We start from the raw sequence: 19,603 nt of genomic DNA, 5'->3' as shown, positions 1-19,603 counted from the left end.
TGTCGGAGGGTGCCGCTAGGGTCCCGCCCATGGCTGAATTCGTACTGGTGGCGGGGGCGTGGCTGGGATCGTCGGCATGGGACGAGGTGGTGGCGCCCCTTCGGGCGGCCGGCCACGGCGCCCACGCGGTGACCCTCTCCGGTCTCGCTGACAAGCGGGGCGTGCTCGCTGGGCAGCAGACCCACGTGCAGGACATCGTCGACGAGATCGAGCGCCGCGACCTGCGCGACGTGGTGCTGGTCGGGCACAGCTATTCCGGCATTCCGGTGGGTCAGGCCGCCGAGCGCATCGGCGATCGGTTGGCCAGGGTGGTCTTCGTCGACGCGGAGGTGCCGGTCGACGGCGGGTCGTTCGCGTCCGGTTGGTGGCAGGGCCAGGCGGTTTTCGAGGCGCTGATCGCCGACAACGGCGGCTACTGGCCGCCGCTGGGTGCGGCCGACTTCGACGGTCAGGGTCTCACCGACGAGCAGGTCGCCCGGCTGATCGAGGGCTCCACGCCGCACCCGGGGGCCGCGCTGACCGAGCCGGCCGTGCTGACCCGGCCGTTGGGTGAGCTTCCGGCGACGTACGTCAAGTGTCTGCTCGACGGGCCTGAGCCCAACGACACAGTGGCCAAGCTGCTGACCAGCGACCACTGGCGACTGGTCACCATGGACACCGGCCACTGGCCGATGTTCTCCCAGCCCACCGAGCTGGCCCGGATCCTGGTGGCGGAGGCCAACTGAGCTGAGCCGGCGGTGGCGGCGAGGGCCCGCTGTCGCTTCGATGAGCGTGATGCCTCAGGGGCATGTTGATGACTCTGCGGCATCACGCTCATCCGGGTAAGCGCCGCCCGCGCCGACCCGCTCCAGCGTCAGGCCGTCTGGTCGTCCAGGGTTCTGATGTGGCGCACCGGCGACGCGACCAGCCAGAGCACGGCGAGCACGCCACCCAGACCGGCGATGGCCAGGGTGGGTCGCAGCCCGATGGTGGTGCCCAGCACGCCACCGACCAGCGCGCCGACCGGTCGGATGCCGTAGTTGACGGCACTGTAGGCCCCGGCCCGGCGTGCCAGAGCGTCGTCGGGTGTCACGGCGATGAGCAGGGCGTTCAGGTTGACGTCCATCAGCATCACCCCGACGCTGGAGACCAGCTCGATGGCCGCCAGCATGGCCACCTTCGTCCAGGTGGGGCCGGTCACCAGCGCGGTCAGCGCCAGCGGTGCGGGAAAGAGCACCGCCCCGATCATGGCGGTACGCCCCAACCCGATGGCGCGGGAGATCCGTGGGGCGAGCGCCGCGCCCGCGAGCCCGCCGAGTGCCCCGAAACCGAGGGCGACACCGATCGCGCCGGCCGACAGGCCGAGGTCCCGGCTGGCGTAGAGCACCAGCAGTGCGCCGACGATGAAGGTGAAGAAGTTGACAGTGCTGGTGCAGCCGAGGGCGGCCCGCAGCACCGGGTGCCGCAGCACCAGCACGAGCCCTTCGCGGACCAGGCCGAGAGTGGACGTCTGACGCGGCGGCGGAGGTGTCTCGGTGACCGGGATGCGGCGCAGCAGCAGCGCGGAGCCGAGGAACGACAGCGCGTCGACGAGGATCGCGCCCGGCGCGCTGAGCGCCTGGACCAGCCCACCGCCGACGGCGGGGCCGGCGATGGAGGACAGCGACCGGCTCATGCTCAGCTTGCTGTTCGCGTCCACGTACGCCGATCGCGGCACCAGGGCGACGAAGAAGGCCTGCCGCGCCATGGCGAACAGCACCGCTCCGAGGCCGGTGAGCAGTGCCACCAGGTAGAGCTGGGTGAGGGTGATCGCGTCGAACAGGTAGGCCACCGGCAGGCTGAGCAGCACGGCGGCGCGGACCAGGTCGGCGATGATCAGGAGCCGCCGCTTGTGGGTGCGCTGGTCCACCCACGCACCGAGGAACAGGCCCAGCAGGTTGGGCAGCCAGATCAGCGCGGTGAGGACACTGACCTGCACGGGCGTCGCGGTGAGCAGGGAGACGGCGATCAGCGGGAGGGCCAGTTCGCTGACCCGGTCGCCGAACGAGGAGATCGTCTCGCCGGCCCAGAAGGTGCGGAACCGTCGGTCGCGGTGCAGGGCCGGCGGGGGCACGGCGCCGGTGGCGCTCACGGTGCCGGCGGCGGTCACGACGCGGCCGGTTCGTCGTCGCCCGGCTCGCCCGGGGCGTCGTCGCCGAGCTCGGGCAGGAGGTAGCGCAGCATCCGGACGATCCGGGCGCCGTCCGGCGCCGACGTCTCCTTGCGCCGCACGTACGGAGCGATCAGCTCTTCGATCGACTCCTCCAGCTGCCGCAGCTCGTCGGCGGTGGCCACGAACCGGGTGTCGGCGATGCCGGCCAGCGCGCGCCACTCGGGGTCCAGTCGGGGCTCCTCGCTCAGCAGCCACTGCTGCGGCGCGTCGGCGTTACGGGCGAACATCTCGCCGCGCAGCTGCTGGCTGGCGGACTGCCCCTCGACGCTGTCGGTCGCGGTGAAACGGAAGCCCCGGGCTGCGGCCTGCCACCAGCGTTCCCGCTTGCTGCTGGCACCGTCCCAGTCGGTGACCAGACCGAACGTCGCGAGGTGCCGCAGGTGCCAGCTGACCACCGATGGGGTGGCCCCGACGTGCGGCGAGAGCCCGGTCGCCGTGGCCGGGCCATGCCGCTGAAGGTGTTCGAGGATCGCCAGCCGCACCGGGTGGGCCAGCGCCCGCAGCGCCTGCGGCTCGGTGATCTCGAAATCCCCGTACGGGTTCTTGAGAGACATGTTTCGAAAGTAGTCTCTCAGATTTGTCGGGGCAACCCCTGCCGCCCGGAGGGGCCGTGCCGATCAGGCGATGCCCAACCGGGCCAACGGCTCGACCAGCTCCCGCTCCTCGTAGCTCAGATGCGACAGCAGGGCGTCGGTCAGCAGGTCCACCGCCGCCCGCAGCTCGGTCAGACCGTCCGGCGACCCGACGTACGCGACCAGCGCCCGGTCGACGCCCTCCAGCACGTCGTGGATGACGTGGTGCTCCTGCTCCAGCCGGTCGACGACCGGGCCGAGCCGCGGGTCGCGCGCCCGCAACCGGGGAAAGAGCGACTGGTCCTCGATCGTGTGGTGAGTGGTGACGATGCGGCAGTACGACTCGCAGTAGACGCCGAGCGTCCACCGGTTCTGCCGCATGGTCATGGTGTTGATGTGCGATCGGGCCGTGCCCGCGTCGATCTCGCCGGCCGCCACCTGCTCGATCAGGTCGTGGATCTGGGCCAGCTCGGCGCGCAGGCCGTCGTGGATCTGCACCAGGTGCGCACCGGTGGCCTGCTCGTGCGGGGTGTAGGTACGGTCCGGGTCGGGCGTCGGCCCGGTCGGCCGGACCGACTCGTCCCAGACCTTCTGGTCGCTGCGCCGCACGCCGTCGTCGGCGGTAGGCACCACGGCGAACGCGCCGCCGGTCACGCTCGCGCGACTCGCCCGTACCGGCGCGGCGGCGACCGGCGCCGGCTCCGCAGCCAACTCCGGCTCCGCCGCCAGCTCCGGCTCCGCCGCCCGATCCGGAGTCGGCGTACGCTCCGGCGCCGCAGCCCGCTCGCGCTCGGCCGCGACCAACTCGCGGACGGCGGGGGCCACCTCGCCGGCGAACCGGCGCAGGTCGTCGGGGTCGTCGCTGGCGAGGATGAAGGTGCTGACGCCCTCCCCCAGCGCCAGCTCGGTCAGCTCCCGCGCCCACTGCTCGGCCGGCCCGTTCAGTTGACCGCGCCCGACGGCCGAGAACTCGCCGGAGATGTTGAGCAGCCGGCGGACGTCCTGCGGTGCCCGGCCGGCCTGCTGCGCGGCGTCGTCGATGATCGCGTTGCCCTTGGACAGGTCACCGGGTTGCAGGTAGCCCAGCGAGGGCAACCAACCGTCGGCCCGGCGACCGGTGAGCTGGAGCATCCGGGGCTTGTACGCGCCCAACCAGATCGGGACCGCGTGCGCCGGGGCCGGCCCGCGCTTGGCGCCCACCACCCGGTGGAACTCGCCGTCGACCCGCACTCCACCGCGCGTTTCGGTGTCCCAGAGCTGACGGATGACCTCGATGGCCTCCTCCAACGCGCGTACGCCCTGGCCGGGGGTCAACCGTCGGCCGCCCATCGCCTCGATGGCATCCCAGAACGCTCCGGCGCCGAGGCCGAGGCCGACCCGGCCGCCGCTGAGCAGGTCCAGGCTGGCCACGCTGCGGGCGAGCACCGCTGGCGGGCGCAGCGGCAGGTTCGTCACGTTCGCCGCCAGGTGCACGCGGTTGGTCCGGGCCGCCACGAAGCTCAGCAACGTCCAGGTGTCGAGGAACGCCGGCTGGTACGGGTGGTCCTGGAAGGTGACCAGGTCCAGCCCGACCTGCTCGGACAGGACGGCGACGCCGACCGTGCGGTCCGGATCGTCATTGCTGGGGGTGACGAAGGATCCGAAGACCAGGTCGTGGCCGTAGTCGCTCATCTGTGAGCCTCCCGATTCGCACGACGCCTCAGGCGATGCGTCATGACCTCAATCTTATGCCGCTCAGAACATCTTCTGCCAACAAGGTCTGCGCCACTGCGCTACTGTCGGGGAATGACGGGTGCCACTCACCGGCCGGACCGGCCCGATCCGCTCGACGACGACCTGGGCTGGATGCTCGGGATCGTCTTCCGTGGCTACGTCCGGGCGGCCGAGCACACACTCACCGACTTCCCCGGCGGTCCACGCGGCTACCAGCTGCTCACGGCGGCGATCAACGGGCCGTCCCGCAACCAGGGGGCGATCGCCGAGGAACTCGGCCTCGACCGCACCGTCCTCACGTACCTGATCGACGACCTGGAACGACCCGGCTTCGTCGCCCGTCGCGCGGACCCGGCGGACCGGCGCAACCGGCTGATCGACGTCACCGACGCCGGCCGCGCCGCCTGGGAGCAGCGGCGCTCGGCGCTGCGGCAGGTGGAGTCGCACCTGCTGGGGTCGCTCGCGCCAGCCGACGCGGCGACGCTACGGACGCTGCTCCAACAGGTCGCCTGCTCGGCCCAGGCGGTGGACCCGCTGCGCGACCTCTGCGAGGTGGTGGCGCAGGTGCAACCCACCCCGGCACCGACGACGAGCCGCACCGGCGTCGCGCCCGGACGAGGCGGGCGGACCACCGCCCCCCGAGCCCGCCGCCGCGACACCGACTGACGGCCACCGACGGGCGGGAACGCGGCGCGGGTCCGCCCCGCGCCGCCCGATTGTCGTACGTCGAGGGGCGCGGGACGGACCCGCGGTGTTACTGCCGGGCCGGGTCAGCGCACGTGCACGAACACCGGGTTCGAGTAGAACCACAGGTCGTCCCACGGGCTCTCCAGCCCGTCGGCGAGCGGCTCGGCCTCGTCGGTGCTGGTGCCCCGCACGCGCGCGTAGGTGTCGGCCTCGACGTTGCGTAGCGTGTGCCGGATGACATAGCTGTCACCCTTGCGGCGCCAGTCCCGCGGGCCGAACCGGGCCGCCACAGTGGTGGTGGGGTTGGTGTCGGCGTCCAGGCTGGCGCTCGGTCCGGTGATCTGGCCGATGATCAGGTCGACCCGGCGGACCTCGGGGCGGTCGCCGTTCGCGTTCGGGCCGCCCAGTGGACGGAACGTGATCTCGATCTCGACGTCGGTACGGCTACGACGGCTGACCGTGATGGTCTCGCCCACGTCGGCGGTCCGGCCCTGGGACGTGGCGGTGACGTCGAGGCTGCGGATCAGGTCGCCGGTGGTGACCCAGATCCGGCCGTTGCGCAGACCGTCCATGATGTCGCCGTAGTCCTGGCGCGCGTGCACGTACGTCTTGCTGTACTCGCCCGGCCAGAAGTCGGAGCCGCCGCGGGTCCAGTGCACGTGCGAGTCCGAGGTCGCGGTGATCCACCAGCGCCGGCCCTCGCCGAGCAGCGAGTCCCACAGGCCGCCGACCCGGGCGGTCATCTGGTCGAAGCCGCCGTAGGTGGGGTGGTTGCCGTAACCGCCGCGCCTGCCACCGTTGAGGGGGCCGGCCTGGTGCCCGGGTGCGCCCTCGAAACCGATGTAGACGTCCGGCGCGGCGTTGTTGCCGTTGCGGAACTCGCGCGGGGTGTCCTGGCCGTAGACGCCGAGGCCGGGCGCCGAACGGGACGCGTGGTGGGCGATCACCAGCGGCTTGTGCGGCATGCCCCGGGCAACCTTGAGGAACTCCACCATCTTCGCCTCGGTGTCCCGGGCCGGGTCGGTGGGGAACGCGTCGTACTTCGCGAACCGGCTCTCCAGCTCGAAGAGCTGCTTCGCCTCGTCGTCGTGGCGCGGGATCATCAGCGTGTGGTGGTCCAGCGAGGGCGCGTCGAACTCCATGCCCCAGAACTGGAGCACCTCGGGGACCAGCTTGCGCGAACGCAGCAGGTCCGGGTACGCCTGCTCGATGTTCACCTTCGAGTGCGTCGGTCCACCGTGGTCGGTACACATGGCCCAGGTCAGACCGAAGTTCTTCGCCATGATGGCGTTGGTGACGATCGGGTAGACCGCGTCCGCGCCCTTGTGGAAGACGATCGGGGACTTCGTGGTGTCGAACTCGCCGCTGTACTCGGAGTGGATGTGGTGGTCTCCCGCACGCCACACCCGGTTCTTGGAGCCGCCCCGGTCGCTCTTGTCGTCGTCACCGGGCCGGCGCTCCTCGTCGGCCCAGGCCGCGCCCGCGCCGACGAGTGGGCTGGCTGCGGCCAGCGTCGCCCCGACGCCCGCGTACTTGACCAGCTTGCGCCGTGACAGCTGCGCGTGCTCGGTCTCTTCGGGTTGTCTGTCTCTCACGTGAGAGCCTCTCCTCGATCAAGCGAATGCTCTTTCGATCAAGGAGCTTCGGAGAGCGCGGTGAACACCCGTCGTACGGGACGCGTGCCCACGATGAACACCCTGCCCCGGCCTGTTTGTGGCCGGGCCGGGGCAGCAGGGGGTGACACCGCGACCGCGCGTGGTGCCCGATCGAGGCCCCGTCGGGTCAGGGCACCTGCCGCGTGTCACCGGCCGTCCAGGCGGCCGACGGGTCGGCGGGCGCGGTGACCACCGGCGGCGCGACGTCCACGGCGGGCAACCCGGCTCGGCCGGCGACCGGAAGGATCAGCTCACTGCGGCCGAGGTCGACCCGTACGGTGGCGTCCTGGTCGTCGGTCTCGGTGAAATCCGGGTCGCTCTGGCCGAGGACCAGGCCGAGCACGTGCCCGGCGGGCAGCACCGCGTCGTACGCGTTCAGCGGCACGGTCACCGTGTACCAGCGGTCCGGCCGCAGGGGTGTGCTGAACCGCAGCGAGCGGTGGTGCGCGGCGTCGAGCCATCCCCGGGTCAGCACCGCGTGGTCGGAGACCGCGGTGATCTCCTCGGTGTCCCGGTAGCAGGCGTCGTCGACGTCGGTGGAGGCTCCCCAGCAGGACTCGGTTGCCAATGTCCGCACACCTTCCGAGCTGTCATAACGGATCCGCTCGGCGGTGCCGTAGTCGACCAGTCGGGCGGTCAGCTCGGTGGTGGGCCGGTCCACCCGCACCCGCAGCCGCACCGAGGGGCTGCCGGAGATCCGCAGCGGCGTGGTCAGGGCACCGGAGAGGAAGACCAGTCGCCCGGCGGTCGCGGTGTTCGGCTGGGCGACCAGCTCGGCCTCGGGCAGTGACGCGTCGACGTACGCCTGCTCCCGGCCCGGTCGCGCGCCGCGCCCGCCGAGGGTCCCGGTCACGCCGTCGCCGGCGCCGAGGGCGACCCGGACGTCGCGGGTGCCGGGGGCGGGCCAGTCCCGCTGCGTCGTCCAGGCGCCCGGAGCTGTCTCGAGGTCGACGCGTGGCTCGTTCATCACCCCGTTGCGCAGCCCCTGCAACCAGAAGTCGAACCAGCGGTGCAGGGCTGTCACCCACTCGGCGCGTCGAACGTCGAACGGGTCCTCGTGGCCGGCCTGGTAGAGCCAGAGCTTGCGGGGCACGCCCTGGTCGGCCAACTCCTGCCACCAGCGGGCGAACTGGTTGGTCGTGACGTTCAGGTCGTTGACGCCGTGCGCCACGAAGACACTGGCCCGGACCCGGCCGGCCGAGGGCCGGTAGTCGCGCTGCGCCCAGAACGCGTTGTAGTCACCGGTCTCCTCGGCGCTGTCCGCGCGCAGCCGGGCCAGAGCGTCCGCGCAGGCTTCGTCGGTGCGGCCACTGACGTACGAGTGCAGATAGCCGGGGTAGTCGGTGGTCCGCAGGTTTCCCTGGTAGCGCATGTAGTCGTACCAGCTGGAGATGGCCGAGATCGGGACGATCGTGGCCAGCCCCTGCACGCCGGTGGCGGCGACCCCGTTGGCGACCGAACCGTCCCACGACTTGCCGATCATGCCCACCTGGCCGGTGCTCCAGGTGGCGCTTACCGGCCGCCCGTCGGCGGTGTACGCGCGGGCCCGCCCGTTGAGCCAGTCCACCACCGCCTTGGCGCTGCCCACCTCGGCCGGGCCGCCGACGTCCTCGCAGCCGGTGGAGCGGGCGGTGCCCGCCAGGTCCACGGCGGCGAAGGCGTACCCGCGTGGGACGAAGTAGTTGTCGTAGAACAGCGGCGCCTTGGCGATCACACCGGCCGCGTCGTACGTCTTCAGTTCGCTCTCGTTGCCCCGGCCACAGCAGAGGTAGTAGGGCGAGGCGTCCATGATGACCGGTACGCGGACCCCTGCGGCCGCGGCCTCCCGGGGCCGGACGAGGTCCACGGCCACCCGGTCCCGCACACCGTCACCATCGCTGTCGGCGGAGGTCTGGACCCACACGCTCTCGCGGATCGCGTCGGCGTAGGAGTAGGCGGGGACCGTCTGGTTGCCCCGAACGTGCGCGGGCAGCGGGGGATGCCGCGCCGCCGGCTCCGCCGCGATCGGGGAAGCGGTCCCCGGAGAGGCGGTCACCGGGGCCGCCGGTAGTGCCGCGACCAGCAGGCCGACCAGGACGACGGCGGCGCGGGCGCGGATGCTGGTGGGCGACGGAGCAGGCGTCATCGGTGTCCTCCCGGGGCGCGATGCGTGGATCACATTCCATCGCATCGATGTCCTCGCTGACTAGTGCCCACGCCGGTCCGGGTGCCGTCGGGAGGTCTCCGACACCGGCGGCCGGGGCGTCCTGGTCAGATCCGGGCGCGGGGCAGCCAGCCCAGGAATCGGAGCCGGACCCGGGGCAGCGGCACCGCGGGCAGGTCCTGGGCGGCGGCGACGAGACAGGAGCCGAGATAGACCGCGAGCGCGGCGCGTGCGCCACCGAACTCGGCGAGCAGTTGGCTCTGCTTCGTGGCGCAGGGCCACTCACGACCACATCCGGTGCAGGTCCAGCTCGGTGGGCTGGGAAGGTGCTCCGGCAGCTTCGTGCGACGGTACCGGCCGACGACGCTGTTGTCCGCGCGCACGTCGCGTCGCCGTGGCGCGGGGCCGCCGTTGCGCTGCCCGACCGGGCGGGCACCGGGCAGGTACCGCCCGACGGTGCCGAAGAGCACCCCGACGCGGATCAGGGCGTCCGGCCCGACGTGGTGGGCCAACAACGCCGTCATCAGGTAATGCCCCAGCAGGTCGAAGGCGTCCCGGTTCAGACCCAGGTCACGGCAGAGGTCGACGAAGTCCGGCGTGGTGAGGGGCACCCGGTCGTCGAGCGCGCGGCGCAGCACCTCGCGCAGAGCGCGGCCGAGCCGCTCGACCGCGTCACCCTCGCCCAGCCCCAGGCTGTCCTCGTCCGCCACCCGGGCCAGCGCCTCGGCCACGGCCAGCCGAACGACGCGGTCAGGATCGATACGGTCCAACGCTCCTCCTTCCGTGGGCCGGTCACCCGGCGGTGGCCCGGTCGTCCTCCGACTCCCGGGGGAATCATGAACAAGATTTCGCTGTCGGCGACGAGGGTGGCTAGATCAGCAGGCGTAGAAACAGTTGGCGCGCTAGCCGGAAAGCGAAGTCGACCTAGCGACACATCGCAGCGATTCGCGGGACGACGCGACGTGATTGTCGTAAGGTGACATTCCCATCGACAGATATTGCGTCCTCACGACATCCAACGGTCAGACCAGATCCGACGCCCTCGACCGGTCGCTGCCGTCCCGCTCGCGACCCCACCTCACCGCACCGCACCGCCGGCCAACGACGTGCCGGGTCACCGCCGAGCATTCCGGCACGTCCCGATCTCGCCGCCGACACCGTTTCACCAACCGGCGGCACCCGCACCGGACGGAGACAGCGGATGTCGTCAACACCACTGCAGACCGACCAGTTCGAGAGCTGTGACCCGGTCACCATTCAGCAGTTTCTGTCCACCGTGTACGACACGAAACTGCGCATCCACAGCAGGAACGGATACCGGCTCAGCCATCACCGTGTCGACGCCGGCCCCTTCGTCGTTTCGACCACCCGCCAGACCGGGCATCTCGAGATCGATGCCAGCACCCTCGGCGGGTTGGTCGTCGGCAGCGCCCGGACCGCCCGTGGCGAGCGCTCCTGCGACGGGTCGGCCGACCGGTTCGCGCCCGGCGACGTCCTCCTCGTCACCAGGCCCGAGGAGCCGTGCCGCGTACGGTGGCATCCCGGCGAGGTGGAACTCTGTGTGCTGGACCTGTCGGTGCTGACGCAGGTCGCCACCACGGCGCCGACGCGACGGCCCGGTCGGATCCGGTTCACCGATCTGGGTCCCGTCAGTGGGGCACTCGCCCGGCAGTGGCGCAACACCACCAGCTTCGTCAGCGACGTCCTGCGGAACAGCCTGACCAACGGGGTGCAGCCGCTGGTGATCGGCAATGCCGCGCGGATGCTCGCCGCGGCGGCGCTCACTGTGTTTCCCAACACCGCGTTCACCGAACCGACCACAGCGGATCGGAACGACGCCAGCACCGCCACGCTGCGACGGGCGATCGCGTTCGTCGAGGAGCACGCCGACCGGGACATCAGCGCGGCCGACATCGCCGGTGCGGCCGGCGTCTCCCTGCGGGCGGTGCAGCTCGCCTTCCGCCGTCATCTCGGCACCACCCCGACGGCGTACCTGCGTCGGATCCGGCTCGACCGCGCCCATCACGACCTGGTGCGCGCCGACCCCCGCCGGGAGACCGTGTCGGCGATCGCCAGTCGATGGGGGTTCGCCAGCCACAGCAGGTTCACGGCCCGCTACCACGCCAGCTACGGCGTACCGCCCCGCGAAACGCTCAACGCCTGAGGCACGGCCCCGTTCGCCCGAGGCGTGGGCCCGTCTAGCCCCGGTCGCGCTCGTGGGTGTCGCGGGCGGTCTGCAACTCGGGCACCGATGCCTCCAGCAGGTCGGCGAGGCCACGCAGTTGCTCGGCGACGCGGGCGCCGAGCGGCGTCAGCGAGTATTCGACGCGCGGTGGGATCGCGGTGAGCACCTCGCGGGTGAGCATCCCGTCCCGTTCGAGGGTCTGCAGGGTCTGGGAGAGCATCCGCTCGCTGACCCCGTCGATGCGGCGACGCAGGGCGTTGAACCGGTAGCGCCCCTCACCGAGCGCCAACAGGGCCAGCGAGGCCCACTTCGAGGTGACGTCCTCGAAGGCCGCCCGGGAGGTGCACCCCCGGGCGAAGACATCGCTGACGAATTCCTGGGTAGGCCCCGCCGGGTCCTGGGCGGGCATGTCGCTCACCTCACCAGCTTACCTGACGGTTACGCTTCGACTGGTGCTGTAGATTAGTAAGTGCTTACAGATCTGCTGCTACCCACCGGAGGTTCCCATGCCCACCTACGCCGTCACCGGTGCCACCGGCCGACTGGGTCGCCTGGTGATCGGGCAGTTGCTCGACACCGGCGTTCCCGCCGCCGACATCGCCGCCGTCGTCCGCAGCCCGGAGAAGGCCGCCGACCTGGCCGCGCGCGGGGTCGAGATCCGCAAGGCCACCTACGACGACCCGTCGACGCTGCCCGGCGCCGTGGCCGGCGTACGCCGTCTGCTGCTCATCTCCGGCGACACTCCCGGTCAGCGCGTCGCCCAGCACACCGCGGTCATCGAGGCCGCCACGCTCGCCGGGGTCGAGCGGCTGGTCTACACCAGCATCCTGAAGGCCGACACCACCACGAACCCGCTCGCCCCGGAGCACAAGGCCACCGAGGAGGTCCTCGCCGCCTCCGGTCTCGCCTACACCGTGCTGCGCAACGGTTGGTACACGGAGAACTACACCGACCAGCTGCCGCAGTACCTGGGGTCCGGCACGATCCTCGGCGCCACCGGTGGCAGCAAGGTCTCCGCCGCGACCCGGGCCGACTACGCGGCGGCCGCCGTGGCGGCGCTGACCCGCGAGGAGGACGGCAACGCCGTCTACGAACTGGGCGGCACCGCGTTCACCTTCGACGAGTTGGCCGAAACCGTCACGGAGGTCACCGGCACCACCGTCGTCCACCGGGATCTGTCCGCCGCCGAGCTGGCCTCGGCCCTGGAGAACGTCGGCCTCGACGCGGGCACGGCCAGGTTCGTCGCCGCGCTGGACCACTCGATCGCCATCGGCGAGCTGGCGACCGACAGCGACGACCTCAGCCGGTTGATCGGGCGGCCGAGCACCCCGCTGCGCGACGCCGTCCGGGCCGCGCGGGCCTGACCCGGCACCGGCCAGGCGGTGCCGGCCGACCCCCGCTCACCACCGAAAACCAGACCAGCTGACACCGGCCGGGCGACGGATCGGCCGACACCATCGGCCGATCCGCTCAGCCCGCCTCGGCGAGCAGCAGACCGGTCAACAGGCTGCGCAGGGTCCGCTCGACGAGGTCCGCCCGGGGCGCCGGCACGGGGGGCTGACCGAAGGCCGCGACCAGGTGCGGGTACGCCGCGAGGTCGACACCGGCGAAGCTGAGGGCCCCGGCCTCGCGGCGGGCGAAGAGGCTCACGACGCCGGTCATCATCGCGATGGCCTCGAACTTGGCGCTGACCGCGCAGGGCAGGGGTTCCAGGACCCGGATGCAGTTGTCGAACCAGGCCAGACTCTCGGGGCCGACGCCGGAGGCCCGGTGGAACACGTCGAGCAGCCACGGGTGGGCGCCGAACAGCGCCAACTGCCGGCGGCCCAACAGCACCATGGTGTCCAGCCAGTCGCCCTCCGCCTGCGGGTACGGCCGCAGCTCCCCGATGACCCGGTCGGTCATCAGGTCCAGCAGGTCGTCACGCGACGACAGGTACCGGTAGAGGGAGCCGGCGCCGGTGCCGAGGGCGCTGGCGACGGCACGCATCGACACGGCGGCGAGCCCTTCGGCGTCCGCCAGGGCGACGGCGGCAACCACTATGGCGTCCCGGCTGTGGGCGGGAGCGGGGCCACGGCTGCCGCGTTCGGGCCTGCTCCAGATGGGCGGGCGGTCGGGGCCACCATCACCGGCGCTCACGGGGGGTGTGTCACTCACCGGCCCACTCTAGATAGCGGGCGCGGTTCGCAGTCCTCGTCGTGTGCGGCGGCCACAACGGCCGTACCCCCGATCATTGATCTTGGATAGGCTGACGGGCATGCCCGCACGCCACCCGCACCGCCACCACGACGGCCGGAGGTGGGCCCGCACAGCGGCCCCGGCACACCTGTTCGAGCCGGCCGGCTGGTGAGTGGCGCACCCGCGCCCGCCCAGCGAGGTGAGCCGACCCCGTCGCCGCAGCACCGATCCGGTTGGACGGCCCGCTGCGCACGGCTCGCCCGGTCGCGCCCCTTCGAGGTCGCCATCGTCGTGGTCATCCTCGCCAACGGGATCGTCCTCGGCCTGGAGACCTACGACGACCCGAACCGGGCCAACACGGCGCTGCACTGGCTGGAGTTGCTCTTCCGCGCCGTCTTCGTCGTTGAGATCGGTGTGCGGTTGGCGGCCTACGGCAAGCGTCCCCAGGACTTCTTCCGGCACGGCTGGAACGTCTTCGACTTCGTGGTGATCGCGGCCATCTTCATACCGGGCCTGCACGGCGACCCGGCGCTGCTGCGCGTCGTGCGGGTCGCCCGCATGGTCCGGCTGGTGCGGTTCTCGCCGGGTCTGCGGACCATCGTCTCCGCGCTGTGGCGCAGCCTGCCGGGCGTGACAGGGTTCCTCGCCCTGGCCGTGGTGACCCTCTACGTGTACGGCATGGCCGGCTGGCTGATCTTCGGTGGTAGATACCCGGAGCAGTACGGCGACATCGGCAAGTCGCTGCTGACGCTGTTCGTGCTGCTGTCGCTGGAAACCCTGCCGGATCTCATCGAGCAGGGCATGGCCATCTCGCCGTGGACACTGCTCTACTACGTCAGCTACGTGGTCATCACCGTCAACCTGCTGCTCAACATCCTCATTGCGGTCATCGTCAACTCGATGGAGGAGGCCCGCCGGTTGGAGATGACCGAGCGACTGGCCCCCGACTACGACGAGGACGGCGACGGCGTACCGGACGAGGTGGACCGCATCGCGCTGACCCAGCGGCTGGACGACCTGCGGGCGGTCATCGCCGAGTTGGAGCGGGAGTTGCGGATCGACCGGGAGGACGGGCACGGCCGGCCGCACCGGGACGGCACGCGTACCAGAGGGTGATCCGGTGCTCGCGCTGTGTCCTCCAGACCGGATAGTGTCGACGGCGGCCTGACCGCTTCGGTCGAAGGGGCACCAGCATGACAACCACTGTCGACAATGCCCATCCCACCACCGATGTCGCGAGCACCCTCGGCACCGTCATCGACGACGTGATCCGCCCGCAGGCGACGACTGTCGACCGGGAGGGGGTCTTCCCCGCCAGGGTGTCGACGCCCTCGCCGCGGCCGGCCTGCTCGGCCTGGCCTGCTCGACCGAGGTCGGTGGCGGCGGCCACGGCATGCGGGTGGTCGCCGAGGTCGTCGAGCGGCTGGCCGCCGAGTGCGGCTCCACGGCGATGGTAGTCCTCATGCACTACGCGGCGACCGCCGTCATCGAGGCGCATGGCCCGCGCGAGGTCCGCGCCGACATCGCGGCCGGCGGGCATCTCACCACGTTGGCCTTCTCCGAGTACGGCTCCCGCAGCCACTTCTGGTCGCCCACCGGCACCGCGACAGCCACCGACGACGGCAGTGTCCGCCTCGACGCCCGCAAGAGCTGGGTCACCTCCGCCGGCGAGGTGGACAGCTACGTCTGGTCGAGCCTCCCGGTGACCCCCGATGCCGGTCCGATGACGCTGTGGCTCGTGCCGGCCGGCAGTGCCGGTCTGAGCGTGACGGGCGACTTCGACGGGCTCGGCCTGCGCGGCAACGGCTCCCGGCCGATGACCGCCGACGGGCTCCGGGTTCCCTCGACGGCGATGATGGCGGCCGACGGCGCCGGGCTCGACACCGCGCTCGGTGCGGTCCTCCCCTGGTTCCTGGTGCTCAACGCCGCGTTCTGTCTCGGTCTCGCCCAGAGCGCGGTCACCGAGGCGAGCCGCCATGTCACCAGGACCACGCTCGCGCACACCGGTGCCGCCCTGCGCGACGCGCCCGTCACCCGCCGCGACCTCGCCCGACTGATGATCCGCACCGACGCGCTACGCGCCTTCCTGGGCGACACCCTCACCGCTCTGGAGACCGGCCGCGACGACGCGACGCTGCGGGTCCTCCAGGTCAAGGCGCTCGCCGGCGAGACCGTCGCCGACGTGACCGACGGCGCGATGCAGCTCTGCGGCGGCAGCGCGTTCCGCAAGGAGCTGGGCCTTGAGCGCCGTTTCCGGGACTCGCGGGCGGCCCGGGTGATGGCACCGACCACCGACGCTCTGCACGACTTCGTCGGCCGGGTCGCCACCGGCCTGCCACTGCTCGACAAGGCCAACCGCTGATGCCGGCGCCATCGGTCCTGATGGGCGCCGTCGCGTACGACCCCAAGGTGGTGACCATCTGGGAGGGCTTCCGCGCCTGGCTACGTGGACGCGGCCTGGACTTCGACTTCGTCCTCTACTCGCACTACGAGCGACAGGTCGAGGATCTCGTCGCCGGACGGATCGACGCGGCATGGAACTCACCCCTGGCGTGGCTGCGCGCCGAGCGACTGGCGGTCGCCAACGGCACGACCGTCCGCGCGCTCACCATGCGCGACACCGACCAGGACCTCACCTCGGTCGTGGTGGTTCGGGCCGACTCGCCGGCGCGGCAGGTCACGGACCTGGCCGGGAAGGTGGTCGCGGTCGGGGCGGTGGACAGCCCCCAGGCGACGCTCATTCCGCTGGGTCACCTCGCGGCCACCGGGGTCGAGGTCGACGTGCGCCGCTTCGATGTCGGCGTCGGCCTGCACGGCGACCACATCGGCGGAGAACGCGACGCGGCCCGCGCCCTGCTGGCCGGGGAGGTCGACGCCGCCTGCATGATCGACGCCAACCACCTGGCGTTCGTCCAGGAGGGCACGCTGCCGCCCGACGGCACCCGGATCGTCGCGCAGACCGCACCGTACGACCACTGCAACATGACGGTCCGCGAGCCGGAGTCCGCCGGGGTCCAGCTCTTCGGCACGCTGCTGCTCAGCATGTCGTACGCCGACGCACAGGTGCGTCCGCTGCTCGACCTGGAAGGGCTGACGGCCTGGAAGGACGGCCGCACCACTGGGTACGACGCCCTGGCCGGGGCGGTCGACGCCACCGGCTTCTACTCCCCTGACGGGCGGGTGACGGCCACGGACTACCGGCCGTGAGCGCGGCGCCGGCCGCCGACGCCGAGGTCCACCTCGGTGACCTGAGCTTCGGCCGGGGCGCACACCTGCTGGTGCACCGAGCCCTGGCCGGTCTGCCGCCCGGAGGCCGGTTGGCGGTCCGCGGACGCGACCCGGCGTTGCCGGTGCACCTGCCCGCCTGGTGTCGTGGCCGGGGTCATCGGGTCGAAGCGCCGGAGCCGGGCGACCGGACCGACGTGGTGGCGGTGGTGGTCCGGGGCACGGCGGACGACGACCGCTGGTTCGGCGCGGAGCGCGCCGGGCCCGCTCTCCCGACGGCACTTCGCAGCCGTCCGCCGGCGCGGTGGGGGCTCGGCGCCCGGGGTGCGCTGCTCGAAGCCGGTGGCCCCGAGGCCCGGTTCGACCTGGACGACCGCGACCTGGTGTGGGCCGATGTCGCTCCTCACCTCTACGCGCAGGCGGCGGCGCGGCAGTGGGACCCGCAGACCGCGGTGCCGTGGGACGACCCGTTCGCGCTGCCAGCCGACGTCGAGGCCGCGGTGGTGCAGGTGATGACCTACCTGGTCGAGAACGAGCAGGCCGCTCTCGTCGTGCCGGCCCGGTTCGTCGGGCGGATCCATCCGCACTTCCGTGAGGTGGTGCAGCTTCTCGCCGTGCAGATGGCCGACGAGGCCCGGCACATGGAGGTGTTCAGCCGACGGGCGCTGCTGCGGGGCGCCGAGTTGGGCACGTCATCCGCTGGCGGTCGACAGTCGCTCTTCACGCTCGTCGCGGAGTCCGACTTCGCGTTGGCCTCGTTCCTGCTGTCCGTCCTGGGCGAGGGCAGCTTCGTCGATCTGCTCTCGTTCCTGCACCAGTTCGCCCCGGACCCGGTGACGCGGCGGATCTGCTGGCTCGCCATGCAGGACGAGCGCCGGCACGTGGTGTTCGGCATGGCGCACCTGGAGCATCAGGCGCGGCTCGACCCGCTGCTGCGGGACCGGCTGCGGGCGGCCATCCACCGCCGCCACGACGCGCTCGTCGACACCGCCGGCCTCAACGCGGACGTCTTCGACGCGCTGGTGGTGCTCGCGGCGGGCGGCTGGCATCCCGACGACGTGTCCGCCGGCTTCGACCGGGTGCAGGCCCTGCAACACGCGATGGATCAGGGCCGCCAGCGCCGACTGGTACGGCTGGGTTTCCGGCCCGACGAGGCGGCCGCGCTGTCCGCCCTGCACACCCGCAACTTCATGTGAGCGACCACGCTCACTGCGGGGGTACGGTGGAGTGGCCATGGACAGGAACTCCAGCGCGGTCCGCGAGGAACTACTGCGGCTGCGTGAGCAGACCGAAGCGCAGGCCACAGCCCTGGACGGTGACCTTCGGAGCCTCTTCGAGGCCTCCCGGTCGTCCAACGCCGACGACGAGCACGACCCCGAGGGCAGCACCATCGCCTTCGAGCGCGCGCAGCTCACCGCCGTCCTGGACGCGGCCCGCCGACGCCTGGCCGAGCTGGACAACGCGCTGCGGCGGGTCGACGACGGCAGCTACGGCGTGTGCGAACGGTGCTCCCGTCCCATTCCCGCCGAGCGGCTGGTCGCCCGACCGTCGGCGCGTACGTGTGTGGCCTGCGCCAGCCGGCGGTGACGGTGCCCGTCGACCGCGAGGGCTACGGGCACCGTCGTCGTACCCGGTGATCAGCTGGTGCAGCAGGCGCCTGCGGGCGCGGCGTCGAGGGCGACGAGGCTGAGCGGCGCGGACAGCAACCCGCCGGAGATGCCGGTGCTCAGTCCACGCCCCGTCGGCTCCGGCCCGCAGCAGTTGTCGCCGCTCGCCGATTCGGCGGGGTTGCTGTTGCAGACGCCGGTTTCGGGCAGGTCGAGCTGGACCTCGCGGGCGGCGGTCCAGTCCCCGGCGAGGGCGGCCACGACCGAGCGGACCTGCTCGTAGCCGGTGGCCATGAGGAACGTCGGCGCCCGGCCGTAGGACTTCATGCCGACGGCGTAGTAGCCGCTCTCCGGGTGGGCGAGTTCGTCCACGCCATGCGGGGGAACGGTGCCGCAGGAGTGCTCGTTGGGGTCGATCAGTGGGGCGATCGCACGGGTCGCGCCCAGGACCGAATCCAGGTCCAACCGCAGCTCGGCGGCGATGGAGTGGTCGGGTCGGAAGCCCGTGGCGGCCACGATGCGGTCGACGGTGATCGACTCGTCGGTGCCGTCGGCATGCCGCACGACCACGCTCACCCGCCCGTCGGTCGGGGCGAGCGCGTGCACGGAAAACCCGGTGAGCAGCCGGATGCGCCCGGCGTCGACGTGCGCCCGCAGGCGCGAGCCGAGCGCGCCTCGCGCCGGGAGGGCGTCGGCCGCCCCGCCACCGTAGGTACGCGTCGGCGAGGCGGTCCGGATCGCCCAGGTCACCTCGGTGCCAGGTTCGGCGGCGGACAGCTCGGCCAGGGACAGCAGGGTGTTCGCGGCCGAGTGGCCGGACCCGACCACGAGGGTGTGCCGGCCGACGAACCGGCCCCGGGCGGCACCGAGCACGTCCGGCAACGCGTGCTCCAGATGGGCGGCCGAGTCGGCCTCTCCCCTGGCGGGCAGGCCGGACGCGCCGAGGACGTTCGGCGTACCCCAGGTGCCGGAGGCGTCGATGACGGCGCGGGCGAACAACTCGTCGCCGTCGGCGAGGCGGAGCAGGAAGGGCGCGGTGTCGCGTCCGGCGGTGCGCAGCCGGTCGAGGCCGAGGCGGCTGATCGCCTCCACGCGTGCCCCGTAGCGCACGTGCGGCTTGAGCTGCGGCAACTCCGCGAGAGGCTGGAGGTAGTCGCCGACGAGTTCCGCGCCGGTGGGCAGGGCCTCCGGATCGGGGGCGACCCAGCCGGCCTCGTCGAGGAGCCGACGGGCGGCCGGATCGACGTTGTACCGCCACGGTGAGAAGACGCGCACGTGCCCCCACTGCCGTACGGCGGCACCGGGGGTGTCGCCGGCTTCGAGGATGGTGAAGGGCAGGCCGCGCTCGTGCAGGTGTGCGGCGGCGGCGAGACCGGTCGGGCCGGCGCCGATGACGACGACGGGAAGGCCGTCCAGAGCGTTCATCCGTTGACTCCTCGATGTGGTG

At 72.0% G+C, this 19,603-nt stretch carries 18 protein-coding genes and 1 pseudogene; 10 read left to right on the top strand and 9 right to left on the bottom strand.

Annotated elements, in window-relative coordinates; all coding sequences use genetic code 11:
- Positions 1-29: 29 nt before the first annotated feature.
- Positions 30-725 (top strand): alpha/beta fold hydrolase, encoded by a 696-nt coding sequence (locus AC3CF1_RS00745; RefSeq protein WP_488449272.1) that lies wholly within the window; start codon positions 30-32, stop codon positions 723-725.
- A gap of 128 nt (positions 726-853) precedes the next feature.
- Here the strand turns inward: AC3CF1_RS00745 and AC3CF1_RS00740 are convergent, their stop codons facing one another.
- The 3 genes from AC3CF1_RS00740 to AC3CF1_RS00730 all read right to left on the bottom strand — a co-directional run bounded on the left by AC3CF1_RS00740 (position 854) and on the right by AC3CF1_RS00730 (position 4,434).
- Entirely contained in the window at positions 854-2,128 is a 1,275-nt protein-coding gene (locus AC3CF1_RS00740; RefSeq protein ID WP_488449271.1) for an MFS transporter, read from the bottom strand.
- Entirely contained in the window at positions 2,125-2,745 is a 621-nt protein-coding gene (locus AC3CF1_RS00735; protein ID WP_488449270.1) for an ArsR/SmtB family transcription factor, read from the bottom strand. The genes AC3CF1_RS00740 and AC3CF1_RS00735 overlap by 4 nt, the downstream gene beginning before the upstream one ends.
- 63 nt (positions 2,746-2,808) lie before the next feature.
- Positions 2,809-4,434 carry an LLM class flavin-dependent oxidoreductase gene (locus AC3CF1_RS00730; RefSeq protein ID WP_488449269.1) on the bottom strand — a complete coding sequence of 542 codons (1,626 nt, stop codon included), beginning with the start codon at positions 4,432-4,434 and terminating at the stop codon, positions 2,809-2,811.
- Positions 4,435-4,548: 114 nt separating this feature from the next.
- Between AC3CF1_RS00730 and AC3CF1_RS00725 the strand changes: the two genes are divergently transcribed.
- A complete protein-coding gene (locus AC3CF1_RS00725) occupies positions 4,549-5,142 on the top strand; it encodes a MarR family winged helix-turn-helix transcriptional regulator (RefSeq protein WP_488449268.1) in 594 nt (197 codons plus the stop codon).
- Positions 5,143-5,246: 104 nt separating this feature from the next.
- Here the strand turns inward: AC3CF1_RS00725 and AC3CF1_RS00720 are convergent, their stop codons facing one another.
- From AC3CF1_RS00720 to AC3CF1_RS00710, 3 genes are all read right to left on the bottom strand, one after another.
- Positions 5,247-6,758, bottom strand: a complete 1,512-nt coding sequence (locus AC3CF1_RS00720) for a CehA/McbA family metallohydrolase domain-containing protein (protein WP_488449267.1) — start codon at positions 6,756-6,758, stop codon at positions 5,247-5,249.
- Between the two features lie 187 nt (positions 6,759-6,945).
- Positions 6,946-8,943, bottom strand: coding sequence for a Xaa-Pro dipeptidyl-peptidase (locus tag AC3CF1_RS00715; protein ID WP_488449266.1), 1,998 nt, complete (start codon positions 8,941-8,943; stop codon positions 6,946-6,948).
- 125 nt (positions 8,944-9,068) lie between these two features.
- Positions 9,069-9,731, bottom strand: coding sequence for a hypothetical protein (locus AC3CF1_RS00710; RefSeq protein WP_354981597.1), 663 nt, complete (start codon positions 9,729-9,731; stop codon positions 9,069-9,071).
- Between the two features lie 431 nt (positions 9,732-10,162).
- Here AC3CF1_RS00710 and AC3CF1_RS00705 point away from each other — a divergent pair, with 431 nt between their 5' ends.
- On the top strand, positions 10,163-11,125 hold the full coding sequence (locus tag AC3CF1_RS00705; RefSeq protein WP_488449265.1) for a helix-turn-helix transcriptional regulator: 963 nt from the start codon (positions 10,163-10,165) through the stop codon (positions 11,123-11,125).
- A 34-nt stretch (positions 11,126-11,159) separates the two neighbouring features.
- On the opposite strand, the gene AC3CF1_RS00700 is transcribed toward AC3CF1_RS00705, so the two are convergent.
- Positions 11,160-11,555 (bottom strand): winged helix-turn-helix transcriptional regulator, encoded by a 396-nt coding sequence (locus tag AC3CF1_RS00700; RefSeq protein ID WP_088951681.1) that lies wholly within the window; start codon positions 11,553-11,555, stop codon positions 11,160-11,162.
- A 97-nt stretch (positions 11,556-11,652) separates the two neighbouring features.
- Here AC3CF1_RS00700 and AC3CF1_RS00695 point away from each other — a divergent pair, with 97 nt between their 5' ends.
- Complete coding sequence (locus AC3CF1_RS00695; protein ID WP_088947830.1) at positions 11,653-12,510, top strand: NAD(P)H-binding protein; 858 nt, start codon at positions 11,653-11,655, stop codon at positions 12,508-12,510.
- Positions 12,511-12,616: 106 nt separating this feature from the next.
- On the opposite strand, the gene AC3CF1_RS00690 is transcribed toward AC3CF1_RS00695, so the two are convergent.
- The gene (locus AC3CF1_RS00690) at positions 12,617-13,303 is read right to left on the bottom strand and encodes a TetR/AcrR family transcriptional regulator (protein WP_488449264.1); all 687 of its coding nucleotides are present in this window, start codon (positions 13,301-13,303) and stop codon (positions 12,617-12,619) included.
- A gap of 189 nt (positions 13,304-13,492) precedes the next feature.
- Here AC3CF1_RS00690 and AC3CF1_RS00685 point away from each other — a divergent pair, with 189 nt between their 5' ends.
- The 6 genes and pseudogenes from AC3CF1_RS00685 (at position 13,493) to AC3CF1_RS00660 (ending at position 18,136) form a co-directional block, all read left to right on the top strand.
- Positions 13,493-14,440, top strand: coding sequence for an ion transporter (locus AC3CF1_RS00685; RefSeq protein ID WP_488449263.1), 948 nt, complete (start codon positions 13,493-13,495; stop codon positions 14,438-14,440).
- 196 nt (positions 14,441-14,636) lie between these two features.
- A pseudogene (locus AC3CF1_RS00680) lies at positions 14,637-14,783 on the top strand (acyl-CoA dehydrogenase family protein); the annotation flags it as partial.
- Positions 14,775-15,686 carry an acyl-CoA dehydrogenase family protein gene (locus AC3CF1_RS00675; RefSeq protein ID WP_488452025.1) on the top strand — a complete coding sequence of 304 codons (912 nt, stop codon included), beginning with the start codon at positions 14,775-14,777 and terminating at the stop codon, positions 15,684-15,686. The pseudogene AC3CF1_RS00680 and the gene AC3CF1_RS00675, both read left to right, overlap by 9 nt.
- The gene (locus AC3CF1_RS00670; RefSeq protein ID WP_488449262.1) at positions 15,686-16,531 is read left to right on the top strand and encodes a phosphate/phosphite/phosphonate ABC transporter substrate-binding protein; all 846 of its coding nucleotides are present in this window, start codon (positions 15,686-15,688) and stop codon (positions 16,529-16,531) included. The genes AC3CF1_RS00675 and AC3CF1_RS00670 overlap by 1 nt, the downstream gene beginning before the upstream one ends.
- On the top strand, positions 16,528-17,745 hold the full coding sequence (locus AC3CF1_RS00665; protein WP_488449261.1) for a ferritin-like domain-containing protein: 1,218 nt from the start codon (positions 16,528-16,530) through the stop codon (positions 17,743-17,745). The genes AC3CF1_RS00670 and AC3CF1_RS00665 overlap by 4 nt, the downstream gene beginning before the upstream one ends.
- Positions 17,746-17,782: 37 nt before the next feature.
- Positions 17,783-18,136 carry a TraR/DksA family transcriptional regulator gene (locus AC3CF1_RS00660; RefSeq protein WP_327643939.1) on the top strand — a complete coding sequence of 118 codons (354 nt, stop codon included), beginning with the start codon at positions 17,783-17,785 and terminating at the stop codon, positions 18,134-18,136.
- Positions 18,137-18,186: 50 nt separating this feature from the next.
- Here the strand turns inward: AC3CF1_RS00660 and AC3CF1_RS00655 are convergent, their stop codons facing one another.
- Positions 18,187-19,581 (bottom strand): FAD-dependent oxidoreductase, encoded by a 1,395-nt coding sequence (locus tag AC3CF1_RS00655; protein ID WP_488449260.1) that lies wholly within the window; start codon positions 19,579-19,581, stop codon positions 18,187-18,189.
- Between the last annotated feature and the right edge of the window lie 22 nt (positions 19,582-19,603).

This window comes from Micromonospora sp. MGP-C2, from assembly GCF_057766525.1.
This window is presented reverse-complemented; position numbering and strand designations above follow the sequence as displayed.